This is a genomic window from Vibrio tritonius, assembly GCF_001547935.1.
In the GTDB taxonomy this organism is placed as follows: Bacteria; Pseudomonadota; Gammaproteobacteria; order Enterobacterales; family Vibrionaceae; genus Vibrio; species Vibrio tritonius.
Window position 1 is genome coordinate 3,399,386 of record NZ_AP014635.1, and the last position, 25,676, is coordinate 3,425,061.

Annotated in this window: 10 protein-coding genes, 9 tRNA genes, 6 rRNA genes and 1 riboswitch; of the genes, 2 read left to right on the forward strand and 23 right to left on the reverse strand. The window is 45.9% G+C overall.

What is annotated here, in order from left to right; translation table 11 throughout:
- Nucleotides 1–76 precede the first annotated feature (76 nt).
- Nucleotides 77–175, reverse strand: a riboswitch (TPP riboswitch).
- Nucleotides 176–275: 100 nt separating this feature from the next.
- From crcB to JCM16456_RS15260, 20 genes are all read right to left on the reverse strand, one after another.
- Nucleotides 276–659: a fluoride efflux transporter CrcB gene (gene crcB, locus JCM16456_RS15160; RefSeq protein ID WP_068716111.1), complete on the reverse strand. Its 384-nt coding sequence runs from the start codon at nucleotides 657–659 to the stop codon at nucleotides 276–278.
- Nucleotides 660–1,512: 853 nt separating this feature from the next.
- A protein-coding gene (locus tag JCM16456_RS15165) for an IS3 family transposase (RefSeq protein WP_456243175.1) occupies nucleotides 1,513–3,047 on the reverse strand; the annotation gives its coding sequence in 2 pieces (ribosomal slippage) (nucleotides 1,513–2,579 and nucleotides 2,579–3,047; 1,536 coding nt in all).
- A gap of 219 nt (nucleotides 3,048–3,266) precedes the next feature.
- Nucleotides 3,267–3,343, reverse strand: a tRNA-Trp gene (locus JCM16456_RS15175).
- Nucleotides 3,344–3,396: 53 nt separating this feature from the next.
- Nucleotides 3,397–3,473: transfer RNA gene (locus tag JCM16456_RS15180), tRNA-Asp, on the reverse strand.
- Nucleotides 3,474–3,520: 47 nt separating this feature from the next.
- A 5S ribosomal RNA gene (gene rrf, locus JCM16456_RS15185) occupies nucleotides 3,521–3,636 on the reverse strand.
- Nucleotides 3,637–3,726: 90 nt separating this feature from the next.
- Nucleotides 3,727–6,616, reverse strand: a 23S ribosomal RNA gene (locus JCM16456_RS15190).
- 457 nt (nucleotides 6,617–7,073) lie between these two features.
- Nucleotides 7,074–7,149, reverse strand: a tRNA-Ala gene (locus tag JCM16456_RS15195).
- A gap of 89 nt (nucleotides 7,150–7,238) precedes the next feature.
- Nucleotides 7,239–7,315, reverse strand: a tRNA-Ile gene (locus JCM16456_RS15200).
- Nucleotides 7,316–7,376: 61 nt separating this feature from the next.
- Nucleotides 7,377–8,929: ribosomal RNA gene (locus JCM16456_RS15205) — 16S ribosomal RNA — on the reverse strand.
- Nucleotides 8,930–9,996: 1,067 nt separating this feature from the next.
- Nucleotides 9,997–10,073, reverse strand: a tRNA-Asp gene (locus JCM16456_RS15210).
- 47 nt (nucleotides 10,074–10,120) lie between these two features.
- Nucleotides 10,121–10,236, reverse strand: a 5S ribosomal RNA gene (gene rrf, locus JCM16456_RS15215).
- Between the two features lie 169 nt (nucleotides 10,237–10,405).
- A 23S ribosomal RNA gene (locus JCM16456_RS15220) occupies nucleotides 10,406–13,295 on the reverse strand.
- Between the two features lie 330 nt (nucleotides 13,296–13,625).
- Nucleotides 13,626–13,701: transfer RNA gene (locus tag JCM16456_RS15225), tRNA-Ala, on the reverse strand.
- Nucleotides 13,702–13,706: 5 nt separating this feature from the next.
- Nucleotides 13,707–13,782: transfer RNA gene (locus JCM16456_RS15230), tRNA-Val, on the reverse strand.
- Nucleotides 13,783–13,810: 28 nt separating this feature from the next.
- A tRNA-Lys gene (locus JCM16456_RS15235) sits at nucleotides 13,811–13,886 on the reverse strand.
- A 1-nt stretch (nucleotide 13,887) separates the two neighbouring features.
- Nucleotides 13,888–13,963, reverse strand: a tRNA-Glu gene (locus tag JCM16456_RS15240).
- Nucleotides 13,964–14,034: 71 nt separating this feature from the next.
- Nucleotides 14,035–15,587 (reverse strand): 16S ribosomal RNA (locus JCM16456_RS15245).
- The 16S, 23S and 5S rRNA genes sit together here with 9 tRNA genes alongside, the layout of an rRNA operon.
- 431 nt (nucleotides 15,588–16,018) lie before the next feature.
- Nucleotides 16,019–16,552 (reverse strand): menaquinone-dependent protoporphyrinogen IX dehydrogenase, encoded by a 534-nt coding sequence (hemG, locus tag JCM16456_RS15250; RefSeq protein ID WP_068715782.1) that lies wholly within the window; start codon nucleotides 16,550–16,552, stop codon nucleotides 16,019–16,021.
- A gap of 10 nt (nucleotides 16,553–16,562) precedes the next feature.
- Nucleotides 16,563–18,020, reverse strand: coding sequence for a TrkH family potassium uptake protein (locus tag JCM16456_RS15255; protein WP_068715784.1), 1,458 nt, complete (start codon nucleotides 18,018–18,020; stop codon nucleotides 16,563–16,565).
- A gap of 33 nt (nucleotides 18,021–18,053) precedes the next feature.
- Nucleotides 18,054–18,677: a YigZ family protein gene (locus JCM16456_RS15260; RefSeq protein ID WP_068715786.1), complete on the reverse strand. Its 624-nt coding sequence runs from the start codon at nucleotides 18,675–18,677 to the stop codon at nucleotides 18,054–18,056.
- Nucleotides 18,678–18,872: 195 nt separating this feature from the next.
- On the opposite strand from JCM16456_RS15260, the gene fadB reads away from it, so the two are divergent.
- Both fadB and fadA read left to right on the forward strand, forming a co-directional pair.
- Nucleotides 18,873–21,083 (forward strand): fatty acid oxidation complex subunit alpha FadB, encoded by a 2,211-nt coding sequence (fadB, locus tag JCM16456_RS15265; RefSeq protein ID WP_068715788.1) that lies wholly within the window; start codon nucleotides 18,873–18,875, stop codon nucleotides 21,081–21,083.
- Nucleotides 21,080–22,240: an acetyl-CoA C-acyltransferase FadA gene (fadA, locus tag JCM16456_RS15270; RefSeq protein ID WP_068715790.1), complete on the forward strand. Its 1,161-nt coding sequence runs from the start codon at nucleotides 21,080–21,082 to the stop codon at nucleotides 22,238–22,240. The genes fadB and fadA overlap by 4 nt, the downstream gene beginning before the upstream one ends.
- Before the next feature lie 57 nt (nucleotides 22,241–22,297).
- Here the strand turns inward: fadA and glmU are convergent, their stop codons facing one another.
- The 3 genes from glmU to atpD all read right to left on the reverse strand — a co-directional run bounded on the left by glmU (nucleotide 22,298) and on the right by atpD (nucleotide 25,661).
- Nucleotides 22,298–23,662 (reverse strand): bifunctional UDP-N-acetylglucosamine diphosphorylase/glucosamine-1-phosphate N-acetyltransferase GlmU, encoded by a 1,365-nt coding sequence (gene glmU / locus JCM16456_RS15275; protein WP_068715792.1) that lies wholly within the window; start codon nucleotides 23,660–23,662, stop codon nucleotides 22,298–22,300.
- Nucleotides 23,663–23,816: 154 nt separating this feature from the next.
- On the reverse strand, nucleotides 23,817–24,239 hold the full coding sequence (locus JCM16456_RS15280; protein WP_068715794.1) for a F0F1 ATP synthase subunit epsilon: 423 nt from the start codon (nucleotides 24,237–24,239) through the stop codon (nucleotides 23,817–23,819).
- A gap of 18 nt (nucleotides 24,240–24,257) precedes the next feature.
- Nucleotides 24,258–25,661, reverse strand: a complete 1,404-nt coding sequence (atpD, locus tag JCM16456_RS15285; protein WP_068715796.1) for a F0F1 ATP synthase subunit beta — start codon at nucleotides 25,659–25,661, stop codon at nucleotides 24,258–24,260.
- Between the last annotated feature and the right edge of the window lie 15 nt (nucleotides 25,662–25,676).

Here is a 25,676-nt window from a genome sequence, read left to right on the forward strand (position 1 = left end):
ATCGAGAGATAGGACAAAGCAATAAAACTCATGATATGCCCAGAATAGGGGTATACCAATGGTAAAATAGCTTTGAGAAATGTCTTCTCTTGTTCCCTTCGCAGGTTCTAACCTGATCAGGTTCAACGGATCCCGAATAAACGGTCTCAGCCTTATGGCACTCCGACAAGTGAAAGAGATTATAAGTAACACTTAAAAATTAACAAACATCTTTAAGTAATTAACATAAAAAATGAGAGAGAGCTTTCAGTTTGACACTTAGCGCTCAGCTTCTATTAAGAGCGTAGTAACCACTGATATCCAACGTAAGCAGCCGATATACTAAACAATACGTTCAATACAACATTGAAGCCCATCTTAACGAATGCCCCCTGCTCCATCATTAAAACGTTATCCATTGAGAACGTAGAGAAAGTAGTCAGCGCTCCCAAAAAACCTAACCCTATAATTTGGCGCCATGGGTATGGAGCAAGCCACTCGTTTTGAAAACAAGCCATCAACACACCCATGATAAAAGAACCAATAATATTGACGGACAACGTTCCATAGGGAAATGCGCGACCAAAGAGCGTAACAGTCCACTCAGAAACCAAATAGCGGGAGCAAGCACCAAATGCCCCACCGATAGCGATAAACAGTAAAGTAGATAATTGACTCATGATAAAACCTCGAAACATTTGCTTACCATTGTAAGCAAAAAACGATCAACTCTAAGCAATTTTTTATAGATTTACCCTTTTTATTTCAGGGATAAGCACAACAAACATAAGCATAAATAAAAAGTTACAGGAGTCACTTAAACTGTTAAAAATCAAAATTTGATGAGTTTAATGCCTCGAAAATCTGAGGAGCAAGTTTGTAAAGAATACCACGATGCATGATATTGAGTTGGAAAGCATAACTAAGTGGGGCTGTTAATCTTTAAATAGGGCTATAGATAGGAAATACGAGAAAGACCATCAAAAAACAAACCTATTTCATAAACGCACCGAATACAGACTGTAGTGACATTATCAACTCTCTACCCTCAAGAAAGATCTGGTAATGGCAGGAGTAGCCATAGCCACAAGTATCATAGATGCCACCAAAAACGTGAAATACAAAAGATGAACTATGAGGCAAAGGAAAGTTAAAATGCGGTATAGAGCGACTCTAGTGGGTATTTTCAATACTATTAAGGATTCGAGGTAAGAATCAATACCTAATCGCGCTAGAAAACACAAAATCCCAAGCTGTGAACATTCCATAAAAAAAACATAGTAGAGTTTGACTTCACCGGCACTCCGGAGATTCGACAGGACTGGCACTACAGCATCCAACGCTAATTCTTCTAACCGAAAAATAAAAAGCCTTAGTATTTCTGCTAAGGCTTTAAATTATGGCAGGAGTGGACTGGGCCGGCACTCCGGAGATTCGACCGGACTGGCAATCCAGCACCTGACGCGGATTCTTCTAAACAAAAAATAAAAAGCCCGGTGTTTTTCAAGATAGTTGTCATCATTTGCTTATTTATTAAGCTGCTTCTTTTTCTGGATTTAAGTAAACCTCTCCAACGGGTTTACAGTTCCTAATATCTCGCGACCAACGCTCTGGATGCCGCTGTTTTGCAGCAAGTAACACTTCAGCCCTGTGCGCTAAGATAGCTTTATCCTTCCCATTGTGTCGCTGCGAAGGTGTCACGTAATTTAATTGACTGTGTTTGTGCTCGGTGTTGTACCAACTCACGAACGTTTCAACCCAACTACGGCTCGACTTCAGATGCTCAAAGCCCTTTGTTGACCATGTCGGTACGTATTTCACCGTTCTAAACAGGGACTCAATGTAGGGATTATCGTCACTGACCCTTGGGCGACTATACGATGATATAATCCCTAGCTCCTCCATTTTGGCTTTGAAGGTCAGTGACTTCATCGGTGCCCCATTGTCTGAGTGAAGAACGATAGGCTGATTAAAGCACTGCTCTCGTATCAGAGTTCTTTGTAATAGCTGTGACGCTAATTCACCACACTCTCGCTCGTACACGTCGTAACCAACGATTTTTCGACTGTAGATGTCTTCGATAACATACAAGTAATAATGCTGTCCTTTTACCTTTGACGGTAAATAGGTAATGTCCCATGTATACACTTGATTTGGACCTGTTGCTTTATAGCTTCTAGGCTTAGCATGCGGCTGCCTTCTTCGCTGACGACCTCGGTGATGCAGTTGGTCATGGGCGTTGAGAACTCGATAAAAACTCGACTCTGAAGCAATATATTCGCCCTTATCCAGCAAGCTCGGAACAATTTGAGTCGGCGGTAAGCTCGCATACTCAGGGCGATTACAAACATCAATAATCGCTTCATGTTCTTGCTGCGATAATTGATTAGCGGGCCGTGGTCGAGCGCAGGTTTTCCTTTTGTCGGATTGAACCTCGCCTTGTTGATACCAACGACGATACGTCCGTAAATCAATAAGAGCTTCATGGCAGGCCGGGACTAAACGACTACCATTTTGCTGCGCTTCATGAATGAGCTCGATTAAGCATTGCCTTTCTTCGGTCGAGGTCAATCGTCCTCTGGCTCTTCCCCGTAAAAGGCTCTCAGCTTTTTTCGAAGAACCAACAAGGCAGCGGTTTCGGCTAAGGCTTTCTCTTTGATTCGTAGTTCTTTCTTTAGTGCTTTGATTTCATTTTTGTCGGCTTTAGCTTGTTTTTTAATGTCCGCTTCACGCTCTTTATTCGACATAAAACCGTGCATGCACTCGCTGCGCCAAGCTTCGACTTGTTCGGGGTAAAGCCCTTTTTCTCGACAATAGTTGCTAAGTTCATTTTCTGTCATCGAGTACGTTTCAGCAACGATAGCAAGCTTGGTTTGAGCAGACCACTGCTCTGATGATGTATGGCTATTAGGCACGGCGGCTCCTGATTCTCTGAGTTGTTGACGCCAATAATACAGGGTTGCCGTGCTAATGCCTTCCTCTTTTGCCAATTGACTGACAGACATGGAATAAGGTGGCAGTAACTTTTTTAATATGGCTTCTTTTCTTTCAACAGAAATACGAGACAAAATACACTCTTTAACGCCCAAACTGGTTAAATTTTAACAGTGACAACTATCCTGCCAGAGGGGGAGCCTTAACATTTCTGCTAAGGCTTTAAATTATGGCAGGGGTGGACTGGGCCGGCACTCCGGAGATTCGAACGGACTGGCATTCCAGCTCACTACACTGACTTTTATAAACAAAAAAATAAAAAGCCTTAGCATTTCTGCTAAGGCTTTAAATTATGGCAGGGGTGGAGAGATTCGAACTCCCAACACGCGGATTTGGAATCCGCTGCTCTGCCAATTGGAGCTACACCCCTAAAATCTTTTAGATACTAAAAAACCCCAGTCTGGGACTAAGGTTTAGAAGTAGTGGCGGAACGGACGGGATTCGAACCCGCGACCCCCGGCGTGACAGGCCGGTATTCTAACCAGCTGAACTACCGCTCCGCTATGTTCAGATTAACAAGACTTGCATCTCGCTAATGGAAATTAAAGCCTGGCGATGTCCTACTCTCACATGGGGAAGCCCCACACTACCATCGGCGCTAATTCGTTTCACTTCTGAGTTCGGCATGGAATCAGGTGGGTCCAAATCGCTATGGTCGCCAAGCAAATTCTTCAATTCGGAAAACTGATTTTATAAAGTTCAAACACAATTCAAATGTCTTAATCGAGTCCGTCAAAACCCTTTTGGTGTTGTATGGTTAAGTCTCACGGGCAATTAGTACAGGTTAGCTCAACGCCTCACAACGCTTACACACCCTGCCTATCAACGTTCTAGTCTCGAACAACCCTTTAGGACGCTTATAGCGCCAGGGAGAACTCATCTCAAGGCTCGCTTCCCGCTTAGATGCTTTCAGCGGTTATCGATTCCGAACTTAGCTACCGGGCAATGCGTCTGGCGACACAACCCGAACACCAGAGGTTCGTCCACTCCGGTCCTCTCGTACTAGGAGCAGCCCCTTTCAATTCTCCAACGCCCACGGCAGATAGGGACCGAACTGTCTCACGACGTTCTAAACCCAGCTCGCGTACCACTTTAAATGGCGAACAGCCATACCCTTGGGACCGACTTCAGCCCCAGGATGTGATGAGCCGACATCGAGGTGCCAAACACCGCCGTCGATATGAACTCTTGGGCGGTATCAGCCTGTTATCCCCGGAGTACCTTTTATCCGTTGAGCGATGGCCCTTCCATTCAGAACCACCGGATCACTATGACCTGCTTTCGCACCTGCTCGAACCGTCATTCTCGCAGTTAAGCGGGCTTATGCCATTGCACTAACCTCACGATGTCCAACCGTGATTAGCCCACCTTCGTGCTCCTCCGTTACTCTTTGGGAGGAGACCGCCCCAGTCAAACTACCCACCAGGCACTGTCCTTATCCCGGATAACGGGACCAAGTTAGAACATCAAACATACAAGGGTGGTATTTCAAGGATGGCTCCACAAATACTGGCGTACTTGCTTCATAGCCTCCCACCTATCCTACACATGTAGGCTCAATGTTCAGTGCCAAGCTGTAGTAAAGGTTCACGGGGTCTTTCCGTCTAGCCGCGGGTACACTGCATCTTCACAGCGATTTCAATTTCACTGAGTCTCGGGTGGAGACAGCGTGGCCATCATTACGCCATTCGTGCAGGTCGGAACTTACCCGACAAGGAATTTCGCTACCTTAGGACCGTTATAGTTACGGCCGCCGTTTACCGGGGCTTCGATCAAGAGCTTCGACCTAAGTCTAACCCCATCAATTAACCTTCCGGCACCGGGCAGGCGTCACACCGTATACGTCATCTTACGATTTTGCACAGTGCTGTGTTTTTAATAAACAGTTGCAGCCACCTGGTATCTGCGACTCTCAATAGCTCCATCCGCAAGGGACTTCACCGTCGAGAGCGTACCTTCTCCCGAAGTTACGGTACCATTTTGCCTAGTTCCTTCACCCGAGTTCTCTCAAGCGCCTTGGTATTCTCTACCCGACCACCTGTGTCGGTTTGGGGTACGATTCCTTACAATCTGAAGCTTAGAGGCTTTTCCTGGAAGCATGGCATCAATGACTTCACATCCTTAGATGCTCGACATCGTGTCTCGGCCTTGAGAGTATCCGGATTTGCCTAAATACTCAGCCTACGCACTTGAACCTGGACGACCGTCGCCAGGCCCACCTAGCCTTCTCCGTCCCCCCATCGCAATTGTAAGAAGTACGGGAATATTAACCCGTTTCCCATCGACTACGCTTTTCAGCCTCGCCTTAGGGGTCGACTTACCCTGCCCCGATTAACGTTGGACAGGAACCCTTGGTCTTCCGGCGTGGAGGTTTTTCACCCCCATTATCGTTACTCATGTCAGCATTCGCACTTCTGATACCTCCAGCATGCTTTACAACACACCTTCAACGGCTTACAGAACGCTCCCCTACCCAATACGATAAATCGCATTGCCGCAGCTTCGGTTTATAGCTTAGCCCCGTTACATCTTCCGCGCAGGCCGACTCGACTAGTGAGCTATTACGCTTTCTTTAAATGATGGCTGCTTCTAAGCCAACATCCTAGCTGTCTAAGCCTTCCCACATCGTTTCCCACTTAGCTATAATTTGGGACCTTAGCTGGCGGTCTGGGTTGTTTCCCTCTCCACGACGGACGTTAGCACCCGCCGTGTGTCTCCCGGATAGTACTTACTGGTATTCGGAGTTTGCAAAGGGTTGGTAAGTCGGGATGACCCCCTAGCCTTAACAGTGCTCTACCCCCAGTAGTATTCGTCCGAGGCGCTACCTAAATAGCTTTCGGGGAGAACCAGCTATCTCCGAGTTTGATTGGCCTTTCACCCCTAGCCACAAGTCATCCGCTAATTTTTCAACATTAGTCGGTTCGGTCCTCCAGTTGATGTTACTCAACCTTCAACCTGCCCATGGCTAGATCACTCGGTTTCGGGTCTATATCCAGAGACTGAACGCCCAGTTAAGACTCGGTTTCCCTACGGCTCCCCTAATTGGTTAACCTTGCCACTGAATATAAGTCGCTGACCCATTATACAAAAGGTACGCAGTCACCCCACGAAGAGGCTCCTACTGCTTGTACGTACACGGTTTCAGGTTCTATTTCACTCCCCTCACAGGGGTTCTTTTCGCCTTTCCCTCACGGTACTGGTTCACTATCGGTCAGTCAGGAGTATTTAGCCTTGGAGGATGGTCCCCCCATATTCAGACAGGATATCACGTGTCCCGCCTTACTCGATTTCACTGAATATACGCTAACGGCTACGGGGCTATCACCCTGTATCGCGGTCCTTTCCAGAACCTTCGCCTGACGCATATAAAGCTTAAGGGCTAATCCAATTTCGCTCGCCGCTACTTTCGGAATCTCGGTTGATTTCTTTTCCTCGGGGTACTTAGATGTTTCAGTTCTCCCGGTTCGCTTCATTAACCTATGTATTCAGTTAATGATAACTGCTTATGCAGTTGGGTTTCCCCATTCGGAAATCGTAGACTCAAGTGGCTCTTACTGCCTCATCTACGCTTATCGCAAGTTAGTACGTCCTTCATCGCCTCTGACTGCCAAGGCATCCACCGTGTACGCTTAATCACTTAACCATACAACCCAAAAGAGTCTTATGCTTGGTCTTTTGCTCCCAGACTGTGTTGCTGTTCGTTTTTGCTTGGTCATGTAGCGAGCTACACTCCCTGCGACAAAAACTCTCAGCGCCTTGTCTGAAACCAAAATCCACAGCGCATAACCATCAGGTTGTAACCGTAATTAAGGTTTTGTCTGCATAACTCTTTGCTTTCACTTTGAAAAGTGGAGACAAAAAGGACATGTTGCAGACTCGATATTGCCGGACTCAATTTTGAATATTTACTTAAAAAGTAAATCCAAGAACACTTGAATGTGTTTTTGTTTGTCTTCTTAAAGAAGACAATTGAGAACTTTACAAACAATCTTCTATTTCATTGAAATAAAACATTGTTTTGTCAGCTTTCCAAATTGTTAAAGAGCAAAGATTTCTTTCGAAACCATTTTTAAGAACACTGTCGCAAATGCGCTTAAAGATGGTGGAGCTATGCGGGATCGAACCGCAGACCTCCTGCGTGCAAGGCAGGCGCTCTCCCAGCTGAGCTATAACCCCATCGTAATTACATTTTCAAAAACAAGGCAGTTATTGAGGACGTGTAGTTCGCTACACGACGAAATAACTAACGCAGTTACTGGAAATGTTGGTGGGTCTGAGTGGACTCGAACCACCGACCTCTCGCTTATCAGGCGAACGCTCTAACCACCTGAGCTACAGACCCACTAGGTGCTCTATTAAACCGTATCAATCTGTGTGAACACTCATCGCAATAATCTTCGTATTAAGGAGGTGATCCAGCGCCAGGTTCCCCTAGCGCTACCTTGTTACGACTTCACCCCAGTCATGAACCACAAAGTGGCAAGCGTCCTCCCGAAGGTTAAACTACCTGCTTCTTTTGCAGCCCACTCCCATGGTGTGACGGGCGGTGTGTACAAGGCCCGGGAACGTATTCACCGTGGCATTCTGATCCACGATTACTAGCGATTCCGACTTCATGGAGTCGAGTTGCAGACTCCAATCCGGACTACGACGCACTTTTTGGGATTCGCTCACTTTTGCAAGTTGGCCGCCCTCTGTATGCGCCATTGTAGCACGTGTGTAGCCCTACTCGTAAGGGCCATGATGACTTGACGTCGTCCCCACCTTCCTCCGGTTTATCACCGGCAGTCTCCCTGGAGTTCCCACCATTACGTGCTGGCAAACAAGGATAAGGGTTGCGCTCGTTGCGGGACTTAACCCAACATTTCACAACACGAGCTGACGACAGCCATGCAGCACCTGTCTCAGAGTTCCCGAAGGCACCAAAGCATCTCTGCTAAGTTCTCTGGATGTCAAGAGTAGGTAAGGTTCTTCGCGTTGCATCGAATTAAACCACATGCTCCACCGCTTGTGCGGGCCCCCGTCAATTCATTTGAGTTTTAATCTTGCGACCGTACTCCCCAGGCGGTCTACTTAACGCGTTAGCTCCGAAAGCCACGGCTCAAGGCCACAACCTCCAAGTAGACATCGTTTACGGCGTGGACTACCAGGGTATCTAATCCTGTTTGCTCCCCACGCTTTCGCATCTGAGTGTCAGTATCTGTCCAGGGGGCCGCCTTCGCCACCGGTATTCCTTCAGATCTCTACGCATTTCACCGCTACACCTGAAATTCTACCCCCCTCTACAGTACTCTAGCCTGCCAGTTTCAAATGCTATTCCGAGGTTAAGCCCCGGGCTTTCACATCTGACTTAACAGACCACCTGCATGCGCTTTACGCCCAGTAATTCCGATTAACGCTCGCACCCTCCGTATTACCGCGGCTGCTGGCACGGAGTTAGCCGGTGCTTCTTCTGCAGCTAACGTCAAACGAATGCGCTATTAACACATCCGCCTTCCTCACTGCTGAAAGTACTTTACAACCCGAAGGCCTTCTTCATACACGCGGCATGGCTGCATCAGGCTTGCGCCCATTGTGCAATATTCCCCACTGCTGCCTCCCGTAGGAGTCTGGACCGTGTCTCAGTTCCAGTGTGGCTGATCATCCTCTCAGACCAGCTAGGGATCGTCGCCTTGGTGAGCCCTTACCTCACCAACTAGCTAATCCCACCTGGGCATATCCTGACGCGAGAGGCCCGAAGGTCCCCCTCTTTAAGCCGAAGCTATTATGCGGTATTAGCCATCGTTTCCAATGGTTATCCCCCACATCAGGGCAATTTCCCAGGCATTACTCACCCGTCCGCCGCTCGCCGCCCATAAGCGCCCCCGAAGGTTTGTTTATGTCGCTGCCGCTCGACTTGCATGTGTTAGGCCTGCCGCCAGCGTTCAATCTGAGCCATGATCAAACTCTTCAATTAAAAGTTTTTTCGGCTCAATGAATACTGAATACATTACTAAGTAATGTTGAATTGACTGTGCCGATAATAAATTATCGATTGGTCACTCAGTTCATTGAAACCATTTTGCTTCCTAAGAAGCTATGATTATCATCAACGAGTGCCCACACAGATTGATAGGTTTAAATTGTTAAAGAGCTTTGCTTTTCAAGAACTTTTCTCTCAAAGCGGAGGTGCATTCTAGCGATTTCGTTGTCAGTGTCAAACACTTTTTTCAACTTTCTCATTCGAGCGTCTTATCCTCTCACTGATACCGCTGAAGCCTTGTGGCGTCTGCCGTGTCAGTGAGGGCGCATTATAGGGAGTTATGGAAAGTTGGCAAGCATAAAAAGAGCTTTTTTTGTGAAAAACAGCCCGTTCGAACAAACAAGCACCAAACAGAGCATTATAACAACAATCTTTTAAACTAATGACTCAATATACCGAAACAAACATGTCGATTTGTAATAGTTAGCCATGGATAAACGGTGTCAAATTGTCTCGACTTCTAACGTCAAAGGCAGCACCTAATCTGCTCCAATAAAAGTATTGGTGAGGTAGATACTATTTCCTGAGTCATTTACCCTAGAGATCAGCAACTGCACCACAAGAATGATCTCATCCATCATCACGGTTATGGATGAGATAGAGTGACATACGGAAGATATTACTGAGGAATTTAATAAGGTCAGTGTCATCAAACTACCACTCTATTCACCGGAGCTGAATCCAATAGAACAAGTATCAAGTATGGCGTTGGTTAAGACAACATTACCTAGCCAACCATCGTTTACTGATTACGAGGATATTGTCGCCAAAGTTTGTGATGCGTGGAATCGTTTTTAGATTGCTCTCAAAGAGTCACAAATATGTGCTCGAGAAGAAGGACAGACCTGACCAATTAGTTTTCCAGATTGGTATAAGTGGCGGAACGGCCGGGGTTGCGGGCAACCGGGATTCGTCCCACGGCAATGCCACCATTAACCAGTCGATAAAAACATCAAATGTAAAAAAGCCTCAGTCTTTCGACTGAGGCTTTTTCAAATAAGTGGCGGAACGGACGGGATTCGAACCCGCGACCCCCGGCGTGACAGGCCGGTATTCTAACCAGCTGAACTACCGCTCCGCTATGTTCAGATTAACAAGACTTGCATCTCGCTAACGGAAATTAAAGCCTGGCGATGTCCTACTCTCACATGGGGAAGCCCCACACTACCATCGGCGCTAATTCGTTTCACTTCTGAGTTCGGCATGGAATCAGGTGGGTCCAAATCGCTATGGTCGCCAAGCAAAATTTTGTCTGGAACAAAATTTAACGCACTTTAGTGCGGCCCGAAGGGTCAACTACAAGGATGTAGTTGATAAATTCTATTCCTAAATCTGGAAAACTGATTTTATAAAGTTCAAACACAATTCAAATGTCTTAATCGAGTCCGTACAAAACCCTTTTGGTGTTGTATGGTTAAGTCTCACGGGCAATTAGTACAGGTTAGCTCAACGCCTCACAACGCTTACACACCCTGCCTATCAACGTTCTAGTCTCGAACAACCCTTTAGGACGCTTATAGCGCCAGGGAGAACTCATCTCAAGGCTCGCTTCCCGCTTAGATGCTTTCAGCGGTTATCGATTCCGAACTTAGCTACCGGGCAATGCGTCTGGCGACACAACCCGAACACCAGAGGTTCGTCCACTCCGGTCCTCTCGTACTAGGAGCAGCCCCTTTCAATTCTCCAACGCCCACGGCAGATAGGGACCGAACTGTCTCACGACGTTCTAAACCCAGCTCGCGTACCACTTTAAATGGCGAACAGCCATACCCTTGGGACCGACTTCAGCCCCAGGATGTGATGAGCCGACATCGAGGTGCCAAACACCGCCGTCGATATGAACTCTTGGGCGGTATCAGCCTGTTATCCCCGGAGTACCTTTTATCCGTTGAGCGATGGCCCTTCCATTCAGAACCACCGGATCACTATGACCTGCTTTCGCACCTGCTCGAACCGTCATTCTCGCAGTTAAGCGGGCTTATGCCATTGCACTAACCTCACGATGTCCAACCGTGATTAGCCCACCTTCGTGCTCCTCCGTTACTCTTTGGGAGGAGACCGCCCCAGTCAAACTACCCACCAGGCACTGTCCTTATCCCGGATAACGGGACCAAGTTAGAACATCAAACATACAAGGGTGGTATTTCAAGGATGGCTCCACAAATACTGGCGTACTTGCTTCATAGCCTCCCACCTATCCTACACATGTAGGCTCAATGTTCAGTGCCAAGCTGTAGTAAAGGTTCACGGGGTCTTTCCGTCTAGCCGCGGGTACACTGCATCTTCACAGCGATTTCAATTTCACTGAGTCTCGGGTGGAGACAGCGTGGCCATCATTACGCCATTCGTGCAGGTCGGAACTTACCCGACAAGGAATTTCGCTACCTTAGGACCGTTATAGTTACGGCCGCCGTTTACCGGGGCTTCGATCAAGAGCTTCGACCTAAGTCTAACCCCATCAATTAACCTTCCGGCACCGGGCAGGCGTCACACCGTATACGTCATCTTACGATTTTGCACAGTGCTGTGTTTTTAATAAACAGTTGCAGCCACCTGGTATCTGCGACTCTCAATAGCTCCATCCGCAAGGGACTTCACCGTCGAGAGCGTACCTTCTCCCGAAGTTACGGTACCATTTTGCCTAGTTCCTTCACCCGAGTTCTCTCAAGCGCCTTGGTATTCTCTACCCGACCACCTGTGTCGGTTTGGGGTACGATTCCTTACAATCTGAAGCTTAGAGGCTTTTCCTGGAAGCATGGCATCAATGACTTCACATCCTTAGATGCTCGACATCGTGTCTCGGCCTTAGGAGTATCCGGATTTGCCTAAATACTCAGCCTACGCACTTGAACCTGGACGACCGTCGCCAGGCCCACCTAGCCTTCTCCGTCCCCCCATCGCAATTGTAAGAAGTACGGGAATATTAACCCGTTTCCCATCGACTACGCTTTTCAGCCTCGCCTTAGGGGTCGACTTACCCTGCCCCGATTAACGTTGGACAGGAACCCTTGGTCTTCCGGCGTGGAGGTTTTTCACCCCCATTATCGTTACTCATGTCAGCATTCGCACTTCTGATACCTCCAGCATGCTTTACAACACACCTTCAACGGCTTACAGAACGCTCCCCTACCCAATACGATAAATCGCATTGCCGCAGCTTCGGTTTATAGCTTAGCCCCGTTACATCTTCCGCGCAGGCCGACTCGACTAGTGAGCTATTACGCTTTCTTTAAATGATGGCTGCTTCTAAGCCAACATCCTAGCTGTCTAAGCCTTCCCACATCGTTTCCCACTTAGCTATAATTTGGGACCTTAGCTGGCGGTCTGGGTTGTTTCCCTCTCCACGACGGACGTTAGCACCCGCCGTGTGTCTCCCGGATAGTACTTACTGGTATTCGGAGTTTGCAAAGGGTTGGTAAGTCGGGATGACCCCCTAGCCTTAACAGTGCTCTACCCCCAGTAGTATTCGTCCGAGGCGCTACCTAAATAGCTTTCGGGGAGAACCAGCTATCTCCGAGTTTGATTGGCCTTTCACCCCTAGCCACAAGTCATCCGCTAATTTTTCAACATTAGTCGGTTCGGTCCTCCAGTTGATGTTACTCAACCTTCAACCTGCCCATGGCTAGATCACTCGGTTTCGGGTCTATATCCAGAGACTGAACGCCCAGTTAAGACTCGGTTTCCCTACGGCTCCCCTAATTGGTTAACCTTGCCACTGAATATAAGTCGCTGACCCATTATACAAAAGGTACGCAGTCACCCCACGAAGAGGCTCCTACTGCTTGTACGTACACGGTTTCAGGTTCTATTTCACTCCCCTCACAGGGGTTCTTTTCGCCTTTCCCTCACGGTACTGGTTCACTATCGGTCAGTCAGGAGTATTTAGCCTTGGAGGATGGTCCCCCCATATTCAGACAGGATATCACGTGTCCCGCCTTACTCGATTTCACTGAATATACGCTAACGGCTACGGGGCTATCACCCTGTATCGCGGTCCTTTCCAGAACCTTCGCCTGACGCATATAAAGCTTAAGGGCTAATCCAATTTCGCTCGCCGCTACTTTCGGAATCTCGGTTGATTTCTTTTCCTCGGGGTACTTAGATGTTTCAGTTCTCCCGGTTCGCTTCATTAACCTATGTATTCAGTTAATGATAACTGCTTATGCAGTTGGGTTTCCCCATTCGGAAATCGTAGACTCAAGTGGCTCTTACTGCCTCATCTACGCTTATCGCAAGTTAGTACGTCCTTCATCGCCTCTGACTGCCAAGGCATCCACCGTGTACGCTTAGTCACTTAACCATACAACCCAAAAGAGTTTTGGGTTGACTTGTTTGCTTTCACTTTTTAAAAGTGAAGACAAAGGTTAGTCACCAAGGTTATCTGCATTTTTATACATGTTGCAGACTCGATATTGCCGGACTCAATTTTGAACATTTACTTAAAAAGTAAATCCAAGAACACTTGAATGTGTTTTTGTTTGTCTTCATAAAGAAGACAATTGAGAACTTTACAAACAATCTTCTATTTCATTGAAATAAAACATTGTTTTGTCAGCTTTCCAAATTGTTAAAGAGCAAAGATTTCTTTCGAAACCATTTTTAAGAACACTGTCGCAAATGCGCTTAAAGATGGTGGAGCTATGCGGGATCGAACCGCAGACCTCCTGCGTGCAAGGCAGGCGCTCTCCCAGCTGAGCTATAACCCCATCAGTGGTGGGCGATACCGGGTTCGAACCAGTGACCCCCTGCTTGTAAGGCAGGTGCTCTCCCAACTGAGCTAATCGCCCACATTATTTGATTTCCTGTGGTAGGAAATGGTGGGTCGTACAGGATTCGAACCTGTGACCAATTGATTAAAAGTCAACTGCTCTACCAACTGAGCTAACGACCCGTGGTATCCCGTAGGGGAGTCGAACCCCTGTTACCGCCGTGAAAGGGCGGTGTCCTAGGCCTCTAGACGAACGGGACACTAAGATACTCTTTGCTTTTTCTAAACCGTATCAATCTGTGTGAACACTCATCGCAATAATCTTTCGTATTAAGGAGGTGATCCAGCGCCAGGTTCCCCTAGCGCTACCTTGTTACGACTTCACCCCAGTCATGAACCACAAAGTGGCAAGCGTCCTCCCGAAGGTTAAACTACCTGCTTCTTTTGCAGCCCACTCCCATGGTGTGACGGGCGGTGTGTACAAGGCCCGGGAACGTATTCACCGTGGCATTCTGATCCACGATTACTAGCGATTCCGACTTCATGGAGTCGAGTTGCAGACTCCAATCCGGACTACGACGCACTTTTTGGGATTCGCTCACTTTTGCAAGTTGGCCGCCCTCTGTATGCGCCATTGTAGCACGTGTGTAGCCCTACTCGTAAGGGCCATGATGACTTGACGTCGTCCCCACCTTCCTCCGGTTTATCACCGGCAGTCTCCCTGGAGTTCCCGACATTACTCGCTGGCAAACAAGGATAAGGGTTGCGCTCGTTGCGGGACTTAACCCAACATTTCACAACACGAGCTGACGACAGCCATGCAGCACCTGTCTCAGAGTTCCCGAAGGCACCAATCCATCTCTGGAAAGTTCTCTGGATGTCAAGAGTAGGTAAGGTTCTTCGCGTTGCATCGAATTAAACCACATGCTCCACCGCTTGTGCGGGCCCCCGTCAATTCATTTGAGTTTTAATCTTGCGACCGTACTCCCCAGGCGGTCTACTTAACGCGTTAGCTCCGAAAGCCACGGCTCAAGGCCACAACCTCCAAGTAGACATCGTTTACGGCGTGGACTACCAGGGTATCTAATCCTGTTTGCTCCCCACGCTTTCGCATCTGAGTGTCAGTATCTGTCCAGGGGGCCGCCTTCGCCACCGGTATTCCTTCAGATCTCTACGCATTTCACCGCTACACCTGAAATTCTACCCCCCTCTACAGTACTCTAGCCTGCCAGTTTCAAATGCTATTCCGAGGTTAAGCCCCGGGCTTTCACATCTGACTTAACAGACCACCTGCATGCGCTTTACGCCCAGTAATTCCGATTAACGCTCGCACCCTCCGTATTACCGCGGCTGCTGGCACGGAGTTAGCCGGTGCTTCTTCTGCAGCTAACGTCAAACGAATGCGCTATTAACACATCCGCCTTCCTCACTGCTGAAAGTACTTTACAACCCGAAGGCCTTCTTCATACACGCGGCATGGCTGCATCAGGCTTGCGCCCATTGTGCAATATTCCCCACTGCTGCCTCCCGTAGGAGTCTGGACCGTGTCTCAGTTCCAGTGTGGCTGATCATCCTCTCAGACCAGCTAGGGATCGTCGCCTTGGTGAGCCCTTACCTCACCAACTAGCTAATCCCACCTGGGCATATCCTGACGCGAGAGGCCCGAAGGTCCCCCTCTTTAAGCCGAAGCTATTATGCGGTATTAGCCATCGTTTCCAATGGTTATCCCCCACATCAGGGCAATTTCCCAGGCATTACTCACCCGTCCGCCGCTCGCCGCCCATAAGCGCCCCCGAAGGTTTGTTTATGTCGCTGCCGCTCGACTTGCATGTGTTAGGCCTGCCGCCAGCGTTCAATCTGAGCCATGATCAAACTCTTCAATTAAAAGTTTTTTCGGCTCAATGAATACTGATATTTCAACCGAAGTTGAAATGAATTGACTGTGCTAAGACCGAAGTCTTAATTGGTCACTCAGTTCATTGAAACCATTGTGCTTCCTAAGAAGCTATGATTATCATCAACGAGTGCCCACACAGATTGATAGGTTTAAATTGTTAAAGAGCTTTGCTTTTCAAGAACTTTTCTCTCAAAGCGGAGGTGCATTCTAGCGATTTCGTTGTCAGTGTCAAACACTTTTTTCAACTTTCTCATTCGAGCTTCTTATCCTCTTACTGATACCGCTGAAGCCTTGTGGCGTATGCCGTGTCAGTGAGGGCGCATTATAGGAGCGCTATAAAAAATGGCAACCCTTTTTTAAGAGTTTTTTGATTTTTTTCATTTACTGCTTAAAAAGCCATCTAAATCACCAAAAAACACTAAATTTTTTCTATTTTTTGTAACTGCTGAGCAAATAAACTCACTTTTTCCCAGTTTGTATATTCGATTTCTTTAGTGGTATCTGTCTCTCCACCAGTCAGCTTCATTATTAGCTGAATCATTTTTTTATCGAACCAACCATAACGAGGATAAAGCAGCGCTCCGGCGAATACACCGATCAAACGAGGTTGCCAAACCGACTTTTTTAAAAAAGTACGAATGTATGCACTACCTTCGGGTGTATCTTTACCCTGCTCTTCTTTACGAGCGGTTAGATTAACGCAAAAGAATGCAGCATTACTGTTATTAAGCTGCTCCGCGTGACCTTCAATAAACTGGTATAGCTTTTTATTCAAATGTCCATAACGAATAGATGCTCCAATCAGAACCTTGCTATATTGACTAAGTTCGAGCTGAGGGTCTGTGTGTAAATCGATAAACTCACAGTCTGATTCATTTTGTTCCCTAGCTATTTGATGAATGATTTTTTCTGTTTGCCCTTCACGGGTAGAATATAGATAGAGTGTTTTCAACGTAAAGCCCTTAACTACGCCAAAATGTTGGCGTAAACAAAATTAGTAAAGTAAATATCTCTAAACGACCAAAGAGCATTGAAACAATAAGAATCCATTTGGCCGTATCATTAACGTTTGCAAAGTGAACAGCAACTTCGCCAAGTCCGGGTCCAAGATTATTTAAAGTAGCGGCAACAGCAGAAAAAGCGCTTAACTCTTCCATACCCGTAGCTATTAGCGCCAGCATACAAACAACAAATACTAGGGTATACGTGGCAAAGAAACCCCAAACAGCATCAACAACTCTTTGTGAAAGCGCAACGCCACCAAGCTTTATGGGGTATATAGCTCTCGGGTGTATCAGTCGTTTGATTTCACGAGCCCCCTGCACAGTTAATAATAATATGCGAATGACCTTCATTCCCCCGCCAGTAGACCCAGCACATCCCCCAATAAAGGAAGAAAAAAGAAGTAGAACTGGAAGAAATAATGGCCACTCAGAGAATCCTGTCGTGGTAAATCCCGCTGTAGTAGAGATAGATACTGTCTGAAACAGTGCTTGGTTCATCATATCGTAAAAAGAGCCCTGAGACTGATGAGCAATCAGCACAGCAAAACACACGAAAAAAAGTAATGCCTGAATAAAAAGAAATGCTCGGAACTCTCTATCGTGCCAATAAAACTTCAAGTTTACTGACCCCGTAGCAAAAGCGGCATAATGTAAGGTGAAATTACAGGCAGAAATAAGAAGAAAGACGACAGTGATCAGGTTAATCACATGACTATGAAAATAGCCCATACTCGCATCATGAGTAGAAAAACCCCCTATTGCTATTGTTGAGAAGCTATGACAAATAGCATCAAACAGCGTCATTCCAGCTAACCAATAAGCTCCAGCGCACGCAATTGTTAGGCTAAGGTAGATATACCATAATGCTTTTGCAGTCTCGGCAATTCTAGGCGTTACTTTATTATCCTTAACAGGTCCCGGGATTTCAGCTCGGTAAAGCTGCATCCCACCAATACCAAGTACTGGCAAAATAGCGACAGCAAGAACAATGATTCCCATTCCACCAAACCATTGTAGAAATTGGCGGTAAAATAGAATTGCTTTGGGTAACGAATCAAGCCCCACAATAACGGTTGCACCTGTCGTAGTTAGAGCAGAAAAAGATTCAAAAAATGCATTAGTTACTGATATTTGAGGATGTTCTGACAACCAGAAAGGCATGGCTCCTGCACTACCGATTACAGTCCAAAAAAGAACCACTATTAAAAAGCCATCACGAGCTTTTAGCTCCTGCCTGTAATGACGATGTGGAAACCAAGCGGCAAAACCAATAAATAGCAAAGTAAAAAATGTTGAAACAAAGGGAACCCCTGCCCCATCACGATAGATTAGAGCAACCAATGCAGGAGCCAGCATAGAAATGCTGAACAAAGCGAGAAGCAGTCCGACAATTCGGATAATTGAACGAAATTGCATTGCTAGAAATAACCAAGCTAAGCTTGTGACTTCCTATACGTTATCATTATGAGCGACGATGACCTTTGCTCCACTTTTGTTAATAATGGTCTGAGTAAAAGCCTCAACTTGTAAGCATTCCAATTCAATAACAAATGCTACTTTTTCACTATAGTCAGCTTCTACTTCAATTGCTTGGAACTGAGCCATAATCGATTGAGTTAATGGAACTAATGCGTAGTCTAACGTTAGGTTTAACTTAATTGTGATTTTTTTCTCAATTGTTTGAAGCAACTTAAGTGCTTGTTGCACTCCACCACCGTAAGCCTTAACAAGTCCTCCAGTGCCTAACTGTATACCACCGTAATATCGAGTCACAACGGCAGTTATTTCACCAACATTTGAGCCAGCTAACTGAGCCAAAATGGGTTTTCCAGCCGTTCCTGATGGCTCTCCATCATCACTAAATCCCCATTTCATCGAATCTTGTGGTCTTCCAGCAACAAATCCCCAGCAATTATGTCGAGCATCAGAGTGTTTCTGCTTAATGGAATCAACAAAAGCCTTCGCATCTTCAATAGAAGGCGTATGCGCTAGATAGGTAATAAAGGTGCTTTTTTTAATCTCTTCTTCAAACTGAACGGCTGCTAAAGGAATGAGATAAGGCTGAATATTCATGATGCTTGCAAATTTTTTATTGGTAACCCTTTTAAGTGAAACAGTTTAACACGTGTAATGATTCGAATGACAAATCGCAAATGTTAAAAAAATGTTTATATGTGTATTGAGAAAGTACTCACTCACATACACACTGAATTAATAACACAATCAAAAAAACAGAGTTCACTTTTATTGTCTGATGCGGAGAACACAATGATCTACCAATCCAGCACCCTTTTCTTACAAGAACGAACAAAGCATATTGTTGAACTTTGTTTTTCCTCGTCTAGTTCAGTGAATAAACTTGATCTAGAAACCCTGCAACACCTTGATAAAGCCCTAGATAAACTTTATCAATATCAGGGATTAGCCGGGCTTATACTCACTACCAATAAATCAACATTTATTGTTGGTGCAGATATTACCCAATTTTTGACTCTATTTACCCGTCCGACAAGTGAACTTACTTATTGGCTCAAATACGCTAATCATATATTCAATCGGCTAGAGGATTTGCCAGTACCAACGGTATCCGCCTTAACCGGACATGTTCTTGGCGGGGGATGTGAGTGTGTACTTGCTACCGACTTTCGGATTGCTAGCACAACCACCAGCATTGGATTACCAGAAACTAAGCTGGGTATCATTCCCGGCTTTGGCGGAACAGTTCGGCTACCAAGATTGATTGGTGCAGATTCAGCAATGGAAGCCATAACCAAAGGCAAAGCTTACACCGCAGAACAAGCCTTAAAACTCGGAATAATCGATGCCATTGTAGAACAGGACATATTAGTCAATAGCGCTCTAGACACATTACAGTCAGCCATCCAAGGTAAGCTTGACTGGAAAACCAGAAGAACAAATAAAACTCAACCGTTAAAACTCCCCCAAGCAGAGCAAAAGCTTTGCTTCCAAGTCGCTAAATCCATCATTAAGAATCTATCCGGCAAACACTATCCAGCTCCTTTAGCTGCTGTAAACACAATAAGTGAAGCCGCTATGATGAAGAGAGAGCAGGCTTTGGATGTCGAAAGAAAACACTTTATTGAATTGGCACAATCACAACAAGCTCATGCTTTAATTGGTTTATTCTTAAATGACCAACAACTTAAATCTTCAGCCAAACAAGCCGTGCAGCTAACGCTAAGTTCTTTCTCATCAGTTGGTGTCATCGGTGCGGGCATTATGGGAGGAGGTATAGCTTACCAAGCAGCTGCTAAAAACATGGCTGTTGTGGTTAAAGATATCCAACAAACCGCTTTAGACCTTGGCTTATCTGAAGCTGCCAATTTACTGAGTAAGCAACTCGAAAAAGGGAAAATAGATACTCAAGAACAAGCACAAGTACTCAATAGGATTACGCCAACGCTTCACTATGCAGAACTAGAATCTGTGCCAATAGTCATAGAAGCTGTTATAGAAAATCCTAAAGTTAAAGGCTCGGTACTTGCTGAAATAGAACAAGTAGTATCTGAAAACACCATTATCGCTTCGAATACTTCCACCATTCCTATCAATGTGTTAGCTCAATCATTAACAAAACCAGAACGGTTTTGTGGCATGCATTTCTTTAATCCAGTTCATCGCATGCCTTTGGTGGAAATCATTCGAGGCAAAAAAACATCTGAAGAGACTATTGCTCAAGTCGTGTTCCTCTCATTAAAAATGGGCAAGTCGCCAGTTGTCGTCAATGACTGCCCCGGTTTCTTTGTTAATCGGGTCTTATTTCCCTACCTCACTGCTTTTCGCCTATTAGTTCAAGATGGCGCCGACTTCTCTCGAATAGATCAAGTGATGGAACAGCAATTTGGATGGCCAATGGGGCCTGCTTATTTATTGGATGTCGTTGGACTTGATACGGCTCATCACGCACAGCAAGTCATGGATAACAGCTATCCAGAGCGAGCGACCAAAGTAACAAAAGACATCGTTACCGAACTGTACAACCTAGGCTTATATGGACAAAAGAGTCGCAGCGGTTTCTACGATTATTCTAAGCAACAGCAAAAAACCAAGTCAGCGAGTGAGCAAGTACTTACCTTAGTTAAGGAAATAAATTCTTCGCCTGTATTAAACGATTCAAACGAAGAACTGATAGACCGAATGATGATACCCATGATCAATGAGGTGCTACTTTGTTTAGAGCAAGGGATCGTGTCCTCTGCTGCAGAGGCCGATATGGCACTTGTTTATGGGTTAGGTTTTCCTGCTTTTCGTGGCGGGGTATGTCGCTACCTCGATCAACTAGGTATGCAGACATATTTCGATAAATTAGAAAAATATAAACATCTAGGCCCCATCTATCAGGCTCCACCACTACTCATTACCATGATAAACAACCATAACACCTTCTATTCCAGTCAATATCAAAGCCGTTTACCTAAAACATCTGTAAATAGCTGCCATAAAGGAGCCGAGTCATGAGACGAGTCGTCGTTATTGATTGTCTACGAACACCTATGGGCCGCTCTAAGCACGGATCCTTTCGCCATCAACGTGCAGAGGATCTTTCTGCACACCTAATGCAAAAGATCCTAACAAACTATCCACAACTTGATCCCAGCTTGATCGAAGATATTTATTGGGGCTGTGTTCAACAAACATTAGAACAAGGATTTAATGTCGCGAGAAATTCAGCATTACTCGCAGGATTGCCCACTTCAATAGGAGCTGTCACTGTTAATCGACTGTGCGGTTCATCGATGCAAGCCGTTCATGATGCATCTCGCGCCATCATGGTTGGGGACGCGGATATTTGTTTAGCCGGTGGAGTTGAACATATGGGGCATATTCCTATGACTCATGGTATCGATATTCATCCTCAACTCAGCAAATACGCCGCAAAGGCATCAGGAATGATGGGTATTACAGCGGAGGCATTGGCTCAAACCTATCAAATTACAAGGGAAGAACAAGACAGCTTTGCTTATCAATCCCATATCAAAGCAAGCCATGCGGCAAAAACAGGTCTGTTTCAACGGGAAATCTGCCCAACAATAGGCCACGCTGACGATGGTTCACTGAGATTAATTGATGAAGATGAAGTGATACGCCATAACCCTTCACTAGAAGCATTGAGGAACCTCACGCCGGCATTTGACCCATTACACGGAACAGTAACCGCAGGAAGTTCCTCAGCCATAGCTGACGGAGCGGCAATATTACTACTAGCTTATGAAGCTACAGCCTTAGAACTTGGCTTACCAATTCGAGCTTATATCCGCTCAATGGCAGTTGCAGGATGTGAACCTGCACAAATGGGCTTAGGTCCAGTACCAGCAACAAATAAAGCATTAATTCGAGCGAAGTTAACTCTAGACCATATCCAATGCATCGAACTCAATGAGGCATTTGCCGCACAATCATTAGCATGCATTAAAAATCTCAACCTGACAGAAAGAATGATAGACATTAATCCCCATGGCGGTGCGATCGCATTAGGTCATCCTCTTGGATGCTCCGGGGCAAGAATATGTACGACACTTATCAATACTATGGAACAACAGTCGGCAAAATATGGTCTCGCCACTATGTGTATAGGCTTTGGGCAAGGTATTGCTACGATTTTCGAAAAACCGTAAAAATAAAAAGAGCCGCAATTTGAATTGCGGCTCTATAATTTCTACAGTATATCGGAACTACTTTTTCTTAGTTGGGCGTACCCAACCAGAGATACGGCGCTCTTTAGCGCGAGTAATCACTAACTCACTTTCATTGGTGATATCTTTAGTGACCGTAGTACCAGCACCGATAGTAACGCCATTAGCAACATTAACCGGAGCCACCAACTGAGTGTCTGAACCAACAAAGACATCATCACCGATAATTGTCTTATGTTTATTCGCACCGTCATAGTTACAAGTAATCACACCGGCACCAAGATTTACACGCTGACCAATTTCTGCGTCACCAACATAGGTGAGGTGATTAGCTTTAGAACCTTCACCTAGTCGGGCATTTTTAACTTCAACAAAATTGCCCACATGTGAATCATTACGTAGATCCGCACCAGGACGAAGACGGGAGAATGGACCTACAGTACAATTTTCGCCAACCGTTGCGTTTTCAATCACGCTGTATGGGCGAATAATCGTGTTGTCATCAATCTCACAGTCAGTCAGAACGGAACCGGCACCGATCACAACGTTATCACCAATGGTCACTTTACCTTCGATGATCACGTTCACATCGATCTCTACATCTTTACCGCACTGCAACTCGCCTCGTAAATCAAAACGAGATGGATCACGTAGCATCACGCCTTGAACAAGCAACTTATGAGCCTGTTCTTGTTGGAAAATACGTTCCAATTTAGCCAGTTGTACGCGGTCATTAACACCTTCAACTTCACTGTCTTGCACAGGATGAATAGATTGAATTAAACGACCTTCTTGGTGTGCAGCTGCGATAATATCGGTTAAGTAGTATTCACCTTGAGCATTATCATTAGTTAGGCCAGACAACCAACGTTTCAAATCTCGGCCATCAGCAACCATCACCCCGGTGTTAATTTCTTGAATCGCTTTTTGCTCTTCCGTTGCATCTTTTTGCTCAACGATAGCAACAACGGAATTGTTCTCACGAACAATACGACCATAACCTGTTGGGTTATCCATTACGACAGTTAAAAGCCCAATACCACCTTCTGGTTGTCCATCGAGCATGCGTTCTAAGGTTTCTTCTGAAATCAACGGAACGTCTCCGTACAAAATCAGAACTTTCTCGTCATCGGTAAAATGAGGCGCAGCTTGGTTGACTGCATGACCCGTCCCCAATTGTTCCGCTTGCAAAACCCAATTAACAGATTCTTCTGCCAATGTTTTTTGCATCAAATCACCGCCGTGACCATACACTAGGTGAATGTTTTGCACTCCAAGACCGCTACATGTATCGATGACATGTTTAACCATTGGTTTACCAGCCAAAGTATGAAGTACTTTTGGCAAAGCAGAATGCATCCGTGTGCCTTTACCTGCGGCAAGAATCACTGCACTGAATTTCATGAGTTACCTATGACGTTTTTAAAATAAGGAATGACAGACATTCTAACGACTGATTGATGAAGAGTTAATTTTTTGTCGTTAGTTTTTATTAAAAAATAAACAAAAAGGCGACTCGAAAGTCGCCTTTTAGATATCAAACGCTATTAATTAAAAATTAACGACGTTTTTTGGTCAGTTCGATTACTCGTAGCTGAGCCATGGCTTTAGCCAGTTCACTGGCCGCTTGAGCGAAGTCCATGTCACCATGCTGATTCTTAATGTGTTCCTCAGCACGTTGTTTGGCTTCTTCTGCCTTAGCTGCATCAAGGTCTTCCCCACGGATTGCAGTATCAGCCAGCACAGTTGCTGAACCAGGCTGAACTTCTACAATACCACCAGAAACATAAATGATTTCTTCGTGGCCATGGAGTTTAACAATGCGCACCATACCAGGCTTGATAGCGGTCAGCAGCGGTGTGTGACCATGGAAAATACCAAGTTCACCTTCGCTACCGGTCACCTGAAATGTTTCAACTAGGCCAGAGAAGATTTTCTTCTCAGCACTAACAACATCCAAGTGAAAGGTTATTGCTGCCATAACGCCTCCTAATTAGCCTTACATTTTCTTCGCTTTCGCTACAGCATCTTCAATCGTGCCGCAGTACATGAAGGCTTGCTCAGGGATATCATCGTAATCACCATTTAGCAGGCCTTTAAAGCCACTTAGAGTGTCTTTAAGTGGTACATAAATACCAGGGTCGCCAGTGAATACTTCTGCTACGTGATATGGTTGAGTCAAGAAACGTTCGATTTTACGAGCACGTGCTACCACTTGCTTGTCGTCTTCTGACAATTCATCCATACCAAGAATCGCGATGATGTCTTTTAGCTCTTTATAACGTTGCAGTGTCTGCTGAACGCCACGAGCAATGTCGTAGTGCTCTTGACCAACAACCAATGGGTCCAACTGACGAGAAGTTGAATCCAACGGGTCGATTGCTGGGTACAGACCCATAGATGCGATGTTACGGTTAAGTACCACTGTTGCATCCAAGTGAGCAAACGTTGTTGCCGGTGAAGGGTCAGTCAAGTCATCCGCAGGTACGTATACCGCCTGTACAGATGTGATAGAACCTGTTCTAGTCGATGTGATACGTTCTTGAAGAACACCCATCTCTTCAGCTAGTGTTGGTTGGTAACCTACAGCTGAAGGCATACGACCTAGCAGTGCAGATACTTCTGTCCCTGCCAAGGTGTAACGGTAGATGTTATCGATGAACAATAGTACGTCACGACCTTCATCACGGAAACGCTCTGCCATAGTCAAGCCAGTAAGCGCAACACGAAGACGGTTGCCTGGTGGCTCGTTCATCTGACCGTAAACCATCGCTACCTTAGATTCTTCAGGTTTTTCTAGGTTCACAACGCCAGCTTCCTGCATTTCGTGGTAGAAGTCATTACCCTCACGAGTACGCTCACCAACACCAGCAAATACAGATAGGCCCGAGTGTTTCAGTGCGATGTTGTTGATAAGCTCCATCATGTTAACGGTCTTACCAACACCTGCACCACCAAACAGACCGATTTTACCACCCTTAGCGAATGGGCAAATCAAGTCGATAACTTTTACACCAGTTTCTAGAAGTTCAGTCGCGTTCGACTGCTCTTCGTAGCTTGGTGCTTCGCGGTGAATTGAGTACTGAGTTTCAGAACCAATATCACCACGCTCATCAATCGCGTCACCAAGAACGTTCATGATACGACCTAGGGTCTTAGTACCTACTGGCACTGAAATTGGAGCGCCAGTATTTTCTACTGTCATTCCGCGACGTAAACCATCCGAGCTACCCATTACGATTGCGCGCACAACGCCACCGCCAAGTTGCTGTTGCACTTCAAGAACTAGACGTCCTGTCGCTTCAACAACGTTAAGAGCATCGTAAACACTAGGTACTTCGCTCTGTGGGAACTCCACGTCGACTACTGCGCCGATGATCTGTACGATCTTACCTGTAGCCATCGTTAATCCTCTAAA